Source organism: Curtobacterium sp. 24E2 (assembly GCF_016925595.1).
In the GTDB taxonomy this organism is placed as follows: domain Bacteria; phylum Actinomycetota; class Actinomycetes; order Actinomycetales; family Microbacteriaceae; genus Curtobacterium.
This window is the reverse complement of sequence record NZ_CP068987.1, coordinates 2747770-2761879: the sequence shown is the minus strand read 5'-3', so window position 1 is coordinate 2761879 and position 14110 is coordinate 2747770. Positions and strand designations below refer to the sequence as shown.

At 70.5% G+C, this 14110-nt stretch carries 7 protein-coding genes and 4 pseudogenes; all 11 read left to right on the top strand.

Annotated elements, in window-relative coordinates; all coding sequences use genetic code 11:
* Positions 1-2 precede the first annotated feature (2 nt).
* Positions 3-974: an FKBP-type peptidyl-prolyl cis-trans isomerase gene (locus tag JN350_RS13565; RefSeq protein WP_205462517.1), complete on the top strand. Its 972-nt coding sequence runs from the start codon at positions 3-5 to the stop codon at positions 972-974.
* A 2-nt stretch (positions 975-976) separates the two neighbouring features.
* Positions 977-2058, top strand: a pseudogene (dxr, locus tag JN350_RS13560) (1-deoxy-D-xylulose-5-phosphate reductoisomerase).
* Positions 2059-2232: 174 nt separating this feature from the next.
* The gene (locus JN350_RS13555) at positions 2233-3567 is read left to right on the top strand and encodes a M50 family metallopeptidase (RefSeq protein ID WP_205462516.1); all 1335 of its coding nucleotides are present in this window, start codon (positions 2233-2235) and stop codon (positions 3565-3567) included.
* Between the two features lie 24 nt (positions 3568-3591).
* A complete protein-coding gene (locus JN350_RS13550) occupies positions 3592-5064 on the top strand; it encodes a purine-cytosine permease family protein (RefSeq protein ID WP_205462515.1) in 1473 nt (490 codons plus the stop codon).
* Between the two features lie 142 nt (positions 5065-5206).
* Complete coding sequence (locus JN350_RS13545; RefSeq protein ID WP_461963052.1) at positions 5207-5620, top strand: cysteine hydrolase family protein; 414 nt, start codon at positions 5207-5209, stop codon at positions 5618-5620.
* 73 nt (positions 5621-5693) lie between these two features.
* A pseudogene (gene ispG / locus JN350_RS13540) lies at positions 5694-6826 on the top strand (flavodoxin-dependent (E)-4-hydroxy-3-methylbut-2-enyl-diphosphate synthase).
* 438 nt (positions 6827-7264) lie between these two features.
* Positions 7265-9014 (top strand): annotated as a pseudogene (locus JN350_RS13535) (proline--tRNA ligase).
* 174 nt (positions 9015-9188) lie between these two features.
* Positions 9189-10184, top strand: a complete 996-nt coding sequence (nusA, locus tag JN350_RS13530; RefSeq protein ID WP_111083890.1) for a transcription termination factor NusA — start codon at positions 9189-9191, stop codon at positions 10182-10184.
* 66 nt (positions 10185-10250) lie between these two features.
* A complete protein-coding gene (locus JN350_RS13525) occupies positions 10251-10562 on the top strand; it encodes a YlxR family protein (protein WP_205462514.1) in 312 nt (103 codons plus the stop codon).
* A gap of 73 nt (positions 10563-10635) precedes the next feature.
* Positions 10636-13486 (top strand): annotated as a pseudogene (gene infB / locus JN350_RS13520) (translation initiation factor IF-2).
* A gap of 110 nt (positions 13487-13596) precedes the next feature.
* The gene (gene rbfA, locus JN350_RS13515) at positions 13597-14061 is read left to right on the top strand and encodes a 30S ribosome-binding factor RbfA (protein ID WP_205462513.1); all 465 of its coding nucleotides are present in this window, start codon (positions 13597-13599) and stop codon (positions 14059-14061) included.
* The last annotated feature ends 49 nt before the right edge of the window (positions 14062-14110 follow it).

Genomic DNA, 14110 nt, shown 5'->3' with positions numbered 1-14110 from the left:
CCGTGAAGCGTCTGCGCCTGCTCCCGATCGCCCTCGTCCCCGCCGTCGTGCTGGGACTCGCCGCATGCTCCGGTTCCGGCTCGGACGGGTCCACGGCCTCGCCGACCCCGACCGCCAGCGCGACCGCCTCGGCGATCACGTCCTGCCCGGACCCCGGCAAGTCCTCCGACGCGATCCGCGCGACCGGCTCGTTCGGCGGCACGAAGGCCCCGACGGTGAAGTTCACGGCCGGCCTCTCGGCGAAGACCCCGCAGGCGACCAAGCTCGTGACGGGCAAGGGCGCGTCGCTCGACGAGGGCGACTACGCCCAGGTGTCCTACACGGTCTACGAGGCCAAGGACGCCAAGAAGCTCGGCACCGTCGGCTTCGACGAGGGCAACCCGCAGGTGCTGTCCGTCGGCGGCTCGGGCTTCGGAGCCCTGCTCGCCTGCTCGAAGGTCGGCGACCGTGTGGCCGCCGTGGGCCAGTCGTCGGCTCTCGGTTTCAACACCGGCGGCGAGATCGTCGTCGTCGCCGACGTCGTCGCACAGACCCCCACCAAGGCCAACGGCACCCCGAAGGACCAGGACCCGGCGCTCCCGACGGTCACGGACAAGTCGAGCGGCGAGCCGGAGATCACGATCCCCGACGGCGTGAAGGCCCCGACGAAGACGACGGTCGAGGTCCTCAAGCAGGGAAACGGCGCCGCGATCGCCGACGGCGACACCGCCCTCGTGCAGTACAAGGGCGTCGTCTACAGCACCGGCAAGGAGTTCGACTCCTCGTGGTCGAAGGGCGCCCCGACGACCTTCACGGTCTCCGAGAGCGCACTCATCAAGGGCTTCGTCACCGGGCTCGTCGGCCAGAAGGTCGGCTCCCAGGTGCTGATCGTCGCGACGCCGGAGGACGCCTACGGCGCGAACCCGCAGGAGGGCTCGGGCATCCCGAAGAACGCCACGCTCGTCTTCGTGGTCGACATCCTCGCGAAGGGCTGACCGTGGCCCGGCGTCGCATCGTCGTCCTCGGCAGCACCGGCTCGATCGGCACGCAGGCGCTCGACGTCGTCGCCCGCAACCCGGACCGGTTCGAGGTCGTCGGTCTGACCGCCGGCAGCAACCGTGACCTCGTCGCCGAACAGGCCGCCCGGTTCGGCGTGCGCGACACGGCGTTCGGCGCGCAGGACTCCGAGCGGCTCGTCCGCAGCGTCGAGGCCGACGTCGTCCTGAACGGCATCACGGGGTCGGTCGGCCTCGGGCCGACGCTCGCGGTGCTCGAGACCGGCGCCACCCTCGCGCTCGCCAACAAGGAGAGCCTCATCGTGGGCGGCTCCCTGGTGCAGCAGGCTGCGGCGCCGGGCCAGATCGTCCCGGTGGACAGCGAGCACTCGGCGATCGCGCAGGCGCTCCGCTCCGGTGCCGACACCGAGGTGCAGCGGCTCGTCCTGACGGCGAGCGGCGGTCCGTTCCGCGGCCGCACCCGCGAGCAGCTCCGCGACGTCACCCCGGCGCAGGCGCTGGCGCACCCCACGTGGGACATGGGACTCGTCGTCACGACGAACTCCGCCACGCTCGTCAACAAGGGGCTCGAGGTCATCGAGGCGCACCTGCTCTTCGGAGTGCCGTACGACCGCATCGACGTCACGGTGCACGCGCAGTCGATCGTGCACTCGATGGTCGAGTTCGTCGACGGCTCCACCATCGCGCAGGCCTCGCCGCCGGACATGCGCCTGCCGATCGCGCTCGGCCTGGCCTGGCCGGACCGGGTGCCCGGCGTCGGCGTGCCGCTCGACTGGACCACGGCAAGCACCTGGACCTTCGAGCCGCTCGACGCCGACGCGTTCGGTGCCGTCGCGCTCGCGAAGCGCGTCGGCGAACTCGGCGGGACCTACCCGGCCGTCTTCAACGCGGCGAACGAGCAGGCCGTTGCCGCGTTCCACGCGGGCGCCATCGGGTTCCTGGACATCGTCGACACGGTCGAGCGCGTCGTCGACGAGCACGTGGCGGGGAGCGGTCACTCGACGGCGTGCTGGCGGCGGAGCACTGGGCCCGCGCCGCGGCGGACCGCGCGCTGACCCGCTGACGCGATCCGCGCCTCCCGTCGGTCGCATGGTCACCACGTGACGGACTGGGCCCACACCGCCGGTTCCGGCGCGACGCGCCAGCGGCGGGACGGCCGTGCCGGTGGGGAGAGGCCCGTCCCACCTCTCAGACGGCGCTCGGCTCCGTCATGGCGAGCGTCCCGTACCCTTTCCCGGTGACCGTCGAATCCGTCCTGCTCTTCGTCCTCGGCGTGGTCGTCTTCATCATCGGCCTGCTGGTCTCGATCGGACTCCACGAGCTGGGGCACCTGTCCTTCGCGAAGCTGTTCAACGTCAAGGTGACGCAGTACTCGCTCGGGTTCGGCAAGGCCATGTGGTCGTTCAAGCGGGGTGAGACCGAGTACGGCATCCGACCGATCCTGCTCGGTGGCTACATCTCGATGGTCGGCATGCTCAAGCCGCGCGCCTCCGGCCGCCCGAGTGCGATCACGAACACCGGCATGTACGGCGCGTTCGTGCAGGACGCCCGCCAGGCCAGCGCCGAGCAGATCGCGGACTCCGGCGGCGACGACTCCCGCGCCTTCTACCGACTGACCCCCTGGAAGCGCATCATCGTGATGGTCGCTGGCCCCGCGATGAACCTGGTGATCGGGATCGTGCTGTTCGGCGTGTTGCTGTGCGGCTTCGGGTCGCCCACCACGACGTTCACGTCGAGCGTCGACTGCGTCCTGCCGACCAGCCAGACGACCGAGTGCACCTCGGGCGATGCGGAGTCGCCGGCGAAGCAGGCCGGCATCGCGTCCGGCGACGTCGTGCTCTCGGTCAACGGTGAGCAGGACCCGACCATCGCGCGCGTCTCCGAGGTCTTCCAGGAGTCGGCCGGCGAGCAGGTGACGGTCGTCGTCGAGCGTGACGGTGCCCGGAAGACGCTCGAGATCACCCCGACGACCGCCACCCGCGACGTCTACGACGCCGAGGGCAAGGTCGTCACGAACGACGACGGCACGACGAAGACCCAGCGGGTCGGTGTGGTCGGCGTCAGCATCGGGCAGTCGCTCGTGCGGCAGTCGCCGGCCGAGGTGCTGCCCGCGACGGGTGCGCAGATCGCCGCGTCGGCGCACCTGATCATCGACCTGCCGCAGCGGCTGGTCGCCGTCTGGAACGCGGCGTTCGGCGCGCAGGAGCGGTCGCAGGACAGCCCCGTGTCGGTCGTCGGTGTCGGCCGAGCGATCGGTGAGGTCTCGTCGATGAGCGGCGTGCCGGTGGTCGACAAGGCGTACACGATCCTCGGGCTGCTGGCCTCGTTGAACATCGGCCTGTTCGTGCTGAACATGGTGCCGCTGCTGCCGCTCGACGGCGGGCACATCGCCGGCGCCCTCTGGGAGGCGATCAAGCGACGGTCCTTCACACTCGTCGGCAAGGCGGACCCGGGCCCCATCGACCTGGCGAAGACGATGCCGCTCACGATGGTCGTCGTGGTGCTGCTGGCGGGGATGAGCGCGCTGCTGATCTACGCCGACATCGTGCGGCCCGTGAACCTGTTCGGGTAGTCGCTGCGGCGCTACGCTCAGCGGATGAGCACAGCGCCCACGAACTCCGGGCCCACCATCGCCGCGCCCGAGGTCCGCACCGTCGAACGGCAGGGCCTCGACGTCATCGCCGAGTCCGACCGCAAGGGCACCCCGCGGGGACTGTTCTGGCCGTGGTTCGCGGCGAACATCTCCGTCCTCGGCATCGCCTACGGATCGTTCGTCGTCGGGTTCGGGATCTCCTTCTGGCAGGCGACCGTCGTCTCGGTCGTCGGGGTGGTGTTCTCGTTCCTGCTGTGCGGCATCGTCGCGATTGCCGGCAAGCGGGGGTCGGCGCCGACGATGGTGCTGAGCCGCGCGGCCTTCGGGGTCCGCGGCAACCGGGTGCCCTCGTTCCTCAGCTGGATCCTCACCGTCGGGTGGGAGACCGCCCTCGCCGCGCTGGCGGTCCTCGCGACCTCGACGGTCTTCACCGAGCTCGGCTGGGACGGCGGGGTGCTGACGAAGGTCGTCGCCCTCGTCGTGGTCGCCGCGCTCGTGGTCGGTGCCGGCGTCGCGGGCTTCGACGTGATCATGCGCCTGCAGACCTGGATCACGGTGATCACCGCGGTCCTGACGGTCGTCTACGTGGTGCTCGCGGTGCCGTCCATCGACTTCGGCGCGATCGCCGCGCTGCCGACGGGCAGCAGCCAGCAGTTCATCGGTGCACTCGTCCTGGTGATGACCGGGTTCGGCCTCGGCTGGGTGAACGCCGCTGCCGACTACTCGCGCTACCTGCCGCGGTCGTCGTCCACCGGGGGAGTCGTCGGGTGGACGACCTTCGGCGGGGCGCTCGCACCGGCAGTCCTGGTGGTCTTCGGTGTCCTGCTCGCCGGTTCGTCGCCGGACCTGAACGCCGCGATCGGTGCCGACCCGATCGGGGCCCTCACGTCGATCCTGCCGGTGTGGTTCCTCATCCCGTTCGCCCTCGTGGCGATCCTCGGGCTGGTGGGCGGTGCTGTCCTCGACATCTACTCGTCGGGCCTGGCGCTGCTGAGCGTCGGCGTGAAGATCCCGCGGCCGGTCGCCGCCGGGGTCGACGGCGTGTTCATGGTGGCGGGTGCGATCTACATCGCCTTCTTCGCAACGGACTTCGTCGGCCCGTTCCAGGCCTTCCTGATCACCCTCGGCGTGCCGATCGCCGCGTGGGCCGGCATCTTCGTCGCCGACGTCCTGCTGCGGCGCACGGCGTACGCGGAATCCGAGCTCGACGACCGTCGCGGCCGCTACGGCGACGTCCGGTGGGGCGCGATCGCCCTGGTCGCGGTCGGCACGGCGCTCGGGTGGGGCCTCGTCACGCTGGCGTCGCCGGCGTGGCTGTCGTGGCAGGGCTACCTGCTCGGGCCGTTCGGCCTCGGCGGACGCGACGGCGCCTGGGCCTACGCGAACCTCGGCGTGCTGGTCGCGCTCGTCGTCGGGTTCCTCGGCACCGTGCTGTTCGCCCGGGGCTCCGTCCGGCGCCAGGAAGCACAGCGGTGAGCACGGGCGTCCCCGACGACGCCTGGCTCGTCGTCATCGACATGCAGCAGGTCTTCACGGGGAGTCCCCGTGGGCCGCGCCGCGGTACGACCACGCCGGAGTCGGCATCGAGCGCCTGCTGCCCCGGTTCACCGGACGCACGGTGTTCACCCGGTTCGTCGCGCCCCCGCGCCCGCAGGGCGCCTGGATGCCGTACTACCGCGAGTGGCCCTTCGCCCTCGTGCCGGACGCCGACCCGCTGTACGCGTTGACCGAGCCCTTCGCGAGTGCGGCAGGGGACCGGAACGACCCCGTCGTGACCGAGCCGACGTTCGGCAAGTGGGGCACGGGCCTCCAGGCCGTCGTCGGCGACCACCCGCACCTGGTGCTCACGGGCGTGTCGACCGACTGCTGCGTCCTGTCGACCGCCCTGGCGGCGGCGGACGCCGGAGCGACCGTGACGGTCGTCGCGGACGCCTGCGCCGGGGCGAGCGACGCGGACCACGAGCGCGCGCTCGACGCGATGCGGCTGTACGCGCCGCTCATCACCGTGGTGGACAGCGCCGCGCGGCTCTGAACGTCCGGTGTGACCGGGCCGGACGGTCGGGGCGAGCGCGTAGAGTGCTCACGTGCCCGCTGTGAACCTCGGTATGCCCAAGTCGCCCGAAACCCTCGCCCCCGACGCAAGTCGCGCCAGATCCGGGTCGGCAAGGTACTCGTGGGTGGCGACGCTCCGGTGTCCGTCCAGTCGATGACCACGACCCCGACGACGAACATCAACGCGACGTTGCAGCAGATCGCCGAGCTCACGGCCTCGGGCTGCGACATCGTCCGGGTGGCCGTGCCGACGCAGGAAGACGCCGACGCGCTGCCGATCATCGCGAAGAAGTCGCAGATCCCGGTCATCGCCGACATCCACTTCCAGCCCAAGTACGTGTTCCAGGCGATCGACGCCGGCTGCGCCGCTGTCCGCGTGAACCCGGGCAACATCCGCAAGTTCGACGACCAGGTCGGTGCGATCGCCGCCGCGGCGAAGGCTGCAGGCGTGTCGCTCCGCATCGGCGTCAACGCCGGGTCACTCGAACCGAGCCTGCTGCAGAAGTACGGCAAGGCCACACCCGAGGCGCTCGTCGAGTCCGCCGTGTGGGAAGCCAGCCTGTTCGAGGAGCACGACTTCCACGACTTCAAGATCTCGGTCAAGCACAACGACCCGATCGTCATGGTCAAGGCCTACCGACAGCTCGCCGCCGCCGGTGACTGGCCGTTGCACCTCGGTGTGACAGAGGCCGGCCCCGAGTTCCAGGGCACCATCAAGAGCGCCACCGCGTTCGGCATCCTGCTGGGCGAGGGCATCGGCGACACCATCCGCGTGTCCCTGTCCGCGCCGCCCGCGCAAGAGGTGAAGGTCGGCCTGCAGATCCTGCAGTCGCTCAACCTGCGCGAGCGCAAGCTCGAGATCGTCTCGTGCCCGAGCTGCGGCCGGGCCCAGGTCGACGTCTACCAGCTGGCGAACGACGTCACCAAGGGGCTCGAGGGCATGTCGGTCCCCCTGCGCGTCGCCGTCATGGGCTGCGTCGTGAACGGCCCGGGCGAGGCACGCGAGGCCGACCTCGGCGTGGCGTCGGGCAACGGCAAGGGCCAGATCTTCGTCAAGGGCAAGGTCGTCAAGACGGTTCCGGAGCACGAGATCGTGCAGACCCTCATCGCCGAGGCGAACCGCATCGCCGACGAGATGGGGCCGGAGGCCGCGCTCGGCAGCCCCGAGGTCATCACCACCCCGTAGGTCGCGCTCCGGCACGGTGCGGATTCCGCCACCATGTGCCGGGTTGACGGCTCGGCGCGGGGTCAGCGGGCGGCACGGTGCGTCTGAGGCCGCACCGATCGGTGAAGCTCGCACGGTGCGCGTCCGGCCGCGACGAGCGTCGCGAGCGGCCCGGACGGGAGGCCCGCGGAGGCCTGGCACCGGGCGTCCCGTTCGCACCGTGCGGACTTCGCGAACCCGTGACGGGACAGCAGTCCGGTGCGCGCTTGTGACACCGCACGATGCGGCTTGCGCCGCACCGTGCGGCGAACCTCGCACGGTGCGCGCCCGCCCGGACCTCGCACCGTGCGGCGAACCTCGCACGGTGCGCGCCCGCCCGGACCTCGCGCCGTGCGGCGAACCTCGCACGGTGCGCCCCTCCCGTGCCGCGCCGTCGGCGCACGCCGCTAGGCTGGCCCCGTGGTCACACGGCTTTCGCATCTGTTCCTCCGTACGCTCCGCGACGACCCTCCGACGCCGAGGTGACGAGCCACAAGCTGCTCGTCCGCGCCGGGTACGTCCGTCGCCAGTCCCCGGGGATCTTCGCCTGGTTGCCGCTCGGTCTCCGGGTGCGCGCCAAGATCGAGGGGATCATCCGCGACGAGATGGTCGCTGCCGGTGCGCAGGAAGTGCTCCTGCCGGCGCTGCTGCCGCGCGAGCCGTACGAAGCGACGAACCGCTGGACCGAGTACGGCGACGGCATGTTCCGCCTGCAGGACCGCAAGGGGTCCGACTACCTGCTCGCCCCCACGCACGAAGAGATGTTCGCGCTGCTGGTGAAGGACCTGTACTCGTCGTACAAGGACCTCCCCGTCACGCTGTTCCAGATCCAGGACAAGTACCGCGACGAAGCACGTCCGCGCGCGGGTCTGCTGCGCGGTCGCGAGTTCACCATGAAGGACGCGTACTCGTTCGACCTCACCGACGAGGGCCTCGAGCGCAGCTACCAGGTCATGCGCGACGCGTACGAGAGGATCTTCGCGCGCCTCGGCCTCGAGTACGTCATCGTCAAGGCGGACGCCGGTGCGATGGGCGGCTCCAAGTCGGAGGAGTTCCTGCACCCGATCGCCGTGGGCGAGGACACCTTCGTCCGCAGCGCCGACGGCTACGCGGCGAACGTCGAGGCGTACGTCACGCCCGTGCCCGTGTCCCTGCCGATCGAGGGCCAGCCCGACGCGGTGCTCCTGCCGTCGTCCGACACCCCGACGATCGACACGCTCGTCGCCCACGCCAACCAGGTCGCGCCGCGGACGGCGCGCCGTGGACCGCGGCGGACACGCTCAAGAACGTCGTGCTCGCGCTCACCCACCTCGACGGCACCCGCGAGGTCGTGGTCGTCGGACTCCCCGGTGACCGCGACGTCGACCTCAAGCGCGCCGAGGTGGCGTTCGCGCCGGCCGAGGTCGAAGCCGCAGGCGACGACGACTTCAAGAAGCACAAGGGCCTGGTCAAGGGCTACATCGGCCCGCAGGTCCTCGGCGCCGACAGTGCCACGGGCATCCGGTACTTCGTCGACCCGCGTGTGGTCGACGGCACCGCCTGGGTCACCGGCGCCAACGAGCGCGGCGTGCACGTCTCGGGCCTCGTCGCCGGCCGTGACTTCGTGGCCGACGGCGTCGCCGAGGTGTCCGACGTTCGCGCGGGGGACCCGTCGCCGGACGGCTCGGGTCCGCTCGAGACCGCCCGCGGCATGGAGATCGGGCACGTCTTCCAGCTCGGCCGCAAGTACGCCGAGGCCCTGGGCCTCAAGGTGCAGGACGAGAACGGCAAGCTCGCGACCGTCACGATGGGCTCGTACGGCATCGGCGTGACGCGCATCCTGGCGATCCTGGCCGAGGCACACAACGACGACAAGGGCCTTGCGTGGCCGAAGAACGTCGCGCCGTTCGACGTGCACATCGTCGCCACCGGCCGTGACCAGGTCGCCTACGACCTGGCGACGTCGATCGTGACCGAGCTCGAGGGCGAGCGGTTCGACGTGCTCTACGACGACCGTCCCAAGGTGTCGCCCGGCGTCAAGCTCCGCGACGCCGAGCTGCTCGGCATGCCGATCGTGGTCGTCGCCGGCCGCGGCGCCGCCGACGGTGTCGTCGAGCTGTGGAACCGGGCCAGCGGCGAACGCCGCGACGTGCCGGTCGCCGAGCTGCTCGACGCGGTCCGCGCGATCTAGCGGGTCGCGTCCCGGACGCGACCACCTGACGGACGGGAGGCCCGTGGCGACGCCGCCACGGGCCTCCCGTCCGTCTCGGCTCGGGTCCGCGAGCCGCAGTGCGGTACGCTTGTGGCCGACTTCTGCGACGGTTCCATCCGCAGGAGCGACTCATCTGAATACGGAGGCACCTCGGTGAAGATCGATCTCGCAGTCCTGCGACTCATGGAGCGCGAGCGGGAGATCCCGTTCGACGAACTGGTCCAGATCATCGAATCTGCCATCCTGACCGCCTACCAGAAGCACGCCGAAGAGAACGGCGAGCCGGCCCACGCGCAGTCGCGTGTCGAGCTCGACCGCAAGTCCGGCGAGGTCAGTGTCTACGTCCCCGAGCTCGACGACGAGGGCACCGTCATCGGTGAAGCCGTCGACCAGCCGAGCGATTTCGGTCGCATCGCGGCCTTCGCGGCGAAGCAGGTCATCAACCAGCGCCTGCGCGACATCGGTGACGACAAGATCCTCGGCGAGTTCCGCGGCAAGGAAGGCGACATCGTCGCCGGTGTGGTCCAGCAGGGCCCGAACCCGCGCATGGTGATGGTCGACCTCGGCACGGTCGAGGCGATCCTGCCGCCCGAAGAGCAGGTGCCGGGCGAGTCCTACGCGCACGGTTCACGCATCCGTGTGTACGTGACGAGCGTCGCCCGCGGCAACAAGGGTCCGCAGATCACCGTGTCGCGCACGCACCCGGGCCTGGTCCGGAAGCTCTTCGCCCTCGAGGTGCCGGAGATCGCCTCGGGCGTCGTGGAGATCACCTCGCTCGCGCGCGAAGCCGGCCACCGCACGAAGATCGCGGTCAAGGCGAACGAGCCCGGCGTCAACGCCAAGGGTGCCTGCATCGGCGAGCTCGGTGCGCGCGTGCGTGCCGTCACCAACGAGCTGGGCGCCGAGAAGGTCGACATCGTGGACTGGTCCCCGGACCTGTCGGCGTTCGTCGCGAGCGCCCTGTCGCCGGCCAAGGTGACCAGCGCCTTCGTGCTCGACGCGTCGACCAAGGCCGTCCGCGCACTCGTGCCGGACTACCAGCTGTCGCTCGCGATCGGCAAGGAGGGGCAGAACGCCCGCCTGGCCGCCAAGCTCACCGGGGCCCGGATCGACATCCAGCCGGACTCCATCCTGGACGGCGACGACTAGGCGATTTCACCGCCGGCGTGCCCAGAAGGGCGCGCCGGATCGCGGACGTCCGAGGCAAGGAGTAGAGTGGTTCCCGTCAGAACGTGCATCGGCAGTCGTCGTCGCGCTTCCCGATCCTCACTCCTCCGAGTCGTCGCCCTGGGCGATGGCCGCGTCGTGGCGGATCCGAAGGCAGTCATGCCGGGCCGGGGAGCATGGCTCACACCGACCGTCGATGCCTACGATCTGGCCGTCAAGCGCAGGGCTTTCCGCCGTGCGCTCCGGTTGGATCGCGATCCCGACACGTCCGCGGTGCTCGACCACATCGTCGGCCTCTCACGAGCGTCGACCGAGCGCCCGGACATGACAGAACAGGCTGAACGGCTTATGGACAACTGATGAGCGGCTCGAAATGAGACCCGTCATCCATTGAGTCCTGCCCTTTACGGGGTGGGACCCGTGAAGGAGAACAGTGGCTAAACCACGCGTACACGAGATCGCAAGCGAACTCGGCGTCGACAGCAAGACCGCACTCGAGAAGCTCAAGGAGCTCGGAGAGTTCGTCCGGGGTGCCAGCTCGAGCATCGAGCCCCCGTTGCCCGGAAGCTCCGTGCCGCCCTGCAGGCGGACGGTGTCCCGGCATCCAAGCCCGCAGCCTCAGCCCCCGCGCCGAGCACGCCGGCGAAGAGCAGCACGCCCGCCTCTGGCGCGCCGAAGCCCGGCGGCCCGCGCCCCGGCCCGGTCCGTCCGGCACCCGCACCGGAGCCCGAGGTCCAGGCAGCTCCTGCTGCCGAGGACGTCCCGACCCCGGCAGCACCGAAGTCCGTCGCCCAGCGACAGGCCGAGGCCGAGGCCGCACAGAAGGCCCGTGCCGAGAAGGCCGCCGCCGAGCAGCAGGCTGCCACGCAGCCGGCCGACTCGACCGGTGACGAGCCGAAGACCGACGCGGTGAAGCCCGGCTCCAGCGCCAAGCCCGCCGCTGCCGGCCCGAAGCCCGGTGGCCCGAAGCCCGGCGCACGTCCGGGCAACAACCCCTACGCGTCGAACCAGGGCATGGGCTCGCGCCCGCCGCGCCCCGGCAACAACCCCTTCGCCTCGAACCAGGGCATGGGCCAGCGCCCCGCCGCTGGTGCCGGTGGAGCGGGCATCCCGCGTCCGCAGCCCCCGCGTCCCGGCGTCCCGCGTCCGGGTGCACCGCGTCCGGGTGGACCCGGTCAGGCGAACCGTCCCAACGGCTTCGGGCAGCGCCCGGGCCAGGGTGGCGGTCGTGGCGGCCCCGGTGGCGCCCGTCCGGGTGCCGGCGGCGGTGCCGGTGGCGGCTTCCCGCGTCCGGCCTTCAGCGGCCCGCGTCCCGCCGGTGGCGGTGGCCGTGGTCGTGGCCCCGGTGGTGGTACCGCCGGTGCGTTCGGTCGCGGTGGCGGCAAGAGCCGTGCCCGCAAGTCGAAGCGGACGAAGCGCGCCGAGTACGAGATGCGTCAGGCCCCGTCGCTCGGCGGTGTGCAGGTCCCTCGTGGCGACGGCAACACGGTCGTCCGACTCCGTCGCGGTGCGAGCATCTCGGACTTCGCGGACAAGATCGACGCCATGCCCGGCAACCTGGTCACGGTGCTGTTCCACCTCGGTGAGATGGCGACCGCGACCGAGTCGCTGGACGAGGCCACGTTCGAGGTCCTCGGTGACGAGCTGGGCTACAAGATCCAGATCGTCTCGCCCGAGGACGAGGACAAGGAGCTCCTCGAGGGCTTCGACATCGACATCGATGCCGAGTACGCCGACGAGGACGACTCCGTCCTGCAGGTCCGTCCCCCGTCGTGACCGTCATGGGTCACGTCGACCACGGTAAGACGCGACTGCTCGACGCGATCCGGAACTCGAAGGTCGTCGAGGGTGAAGCCGGTGGCATCACCCAGCACATCGGTGCGTACCAGATCGTCACCGAGCACGAGGGCATCGAGCGTCCGATCACGTTCATCGACACCCCGGGTCACGAGGCCTTCACGGCCATGCGTGCTCGTGGTGCGCAGGTCACCGACATCGCGATCCTCGTGGTCGCGGCGGACGACGGCATCATGCCCCAGACGATCGAGGCGCTGAACCACGCGCAGTCGGCCAACGTGCCGATCGTGGTCGCGGTGAACAAGATCGACAAGGAAGGCGCGAACCCGGCCAAGGTCCGCCAGCAGCTCACCGAGTACAACCTGGTGGCGGAGGAGTACGGCGGAGACGTCATGTTCGTCGACGTCTCGGCTCGGCAGAACATCGGCATCCAGGAGCTCCTGGACGCCGTGCTGCTGACCGCTGACGCCGGGCTCGACCTGCGTGCGAACCCCGACAAGGACGCCCGCGGCGTCGCGATCGAAGCACGGCTCGACAAGGGCCGCGGTGCGGTGGCGACCGTCCTCATCCAGTCCGGAACGCTGCACGTCGGCGACGCCATCGTGGCGGGCACGGCCTACGGCCGCGTCCGTGCGATGACCGACGAGAACGGTGTCGCGGTCAAGGCCGCCACGCCGAGCCGCCCGGTCCAGGTGCAGGGCCTGTCCTCGGTGCCCCGCGCCGGTGACACGTTCCTCGTCACCGAAGAGGACCGCACGGCACGTCAGATCGCCGAGAAGCGTGAAGCCGCCGAGCGCAACGCCCAGCTGGCCAAGGCCCGCAAGCGCATCTCGCTCGAGGACTTCACCCGTGCACTCGAAGAGGGCAAGGTCGACTCGCTCAACCTCATCATCAAGGGTGACGTCTCCGGTGCCGTCGAGGCACTCGAGCAGTCGCTCCTGGACATCGAGGTCGACGACAGCGTCCAGCTCCGCATCCTCCACCGCGGTGTCGGTGCGATCACGGAGTCGGACATCGACCTCGCCACGATCGACAACGCCATCGTGGTCGGCTTCAACGTCCGTCCGGACGTCAAGGCCCGTGAGCGTGCGGCGCGCGAAGGCATCGACGTGCGCTTCTACTCGGTCATCTACAACGCACTCGACGACATCGAGCAGTCCCTCAAGGGCATGCTCAAGCCCGAGTACGAAGAGGTCCAGTCCGGTGTCGCCGAGATCCGCGAGGTCTTCAGCTCCTCGAAGTTCGGCAACATCGCGGGTGTCATCGTCCGCTCCGGCACGATCACGCGCAACGCCAAGGCGCGCGTCATCCGTGACGGTGTGGTCCTGGCCGACGGACTGGCGATCGAGTCGCTCCGCCGCTTCAAGGACGACGTCACCGAGGTCCGCACGGACTTCGAGGCCGGTATCGGCCTGGGCAAGTTCAACGATCTCCAGATCGGTGACGAGATCGAGACGACCGAGCTCGTCGAGAAGCCGCGCGACTGATCGTGTGACTACCCTGGGCCCCGGCCTCCCGTCGCGGGAGGTCGGGGCCCGACCCCTTCCACGCAGAACCACCGGCGGGAAACGTCCCGCCACTGCCTCAGGAGGCACCCATGGCCGATCCGCAGCGCGCACGCAAGATGGCGGACCGCATCAAGGAAGTCGTCGCACGCCGTCTCGACAAGGGTCTGCGCGACCCGCGTCTCGGTTTCGTGACGATCACCGACGTCCGCGTGACCGGAGACCTGCAGCACGCATCGGTCTTCTACACCGTGTACGGCACCGACGAGGAGCGCGCCGACTCCGCCGCGGCACTCAAGGCCGCGACCGGCATGCTCCGCTCCGAGGTCGGCAAGAACATCACGGCGCGGCTCACCCCGTCGCTCGAGTTCATCGCCGACGCACTGCCGGAGACCTCGGCGCACATGGAGGACCTGCTCGTGCAGGCCCAGGTGCGCGACCAGCAGGTCCGAGCCGCGTCGGTCGGTGCGACGTTCGCCGGCGACGCCGACCCGTACAAGCACGACGAGGACGAGGACGACGAGTCCGACGACGAGCAGGACACCGCGCGGGCGTAGTCACCGCCCGTCCGAACGCCCCGCTGCGCCCCGTGCGCAGCGGGGCGTT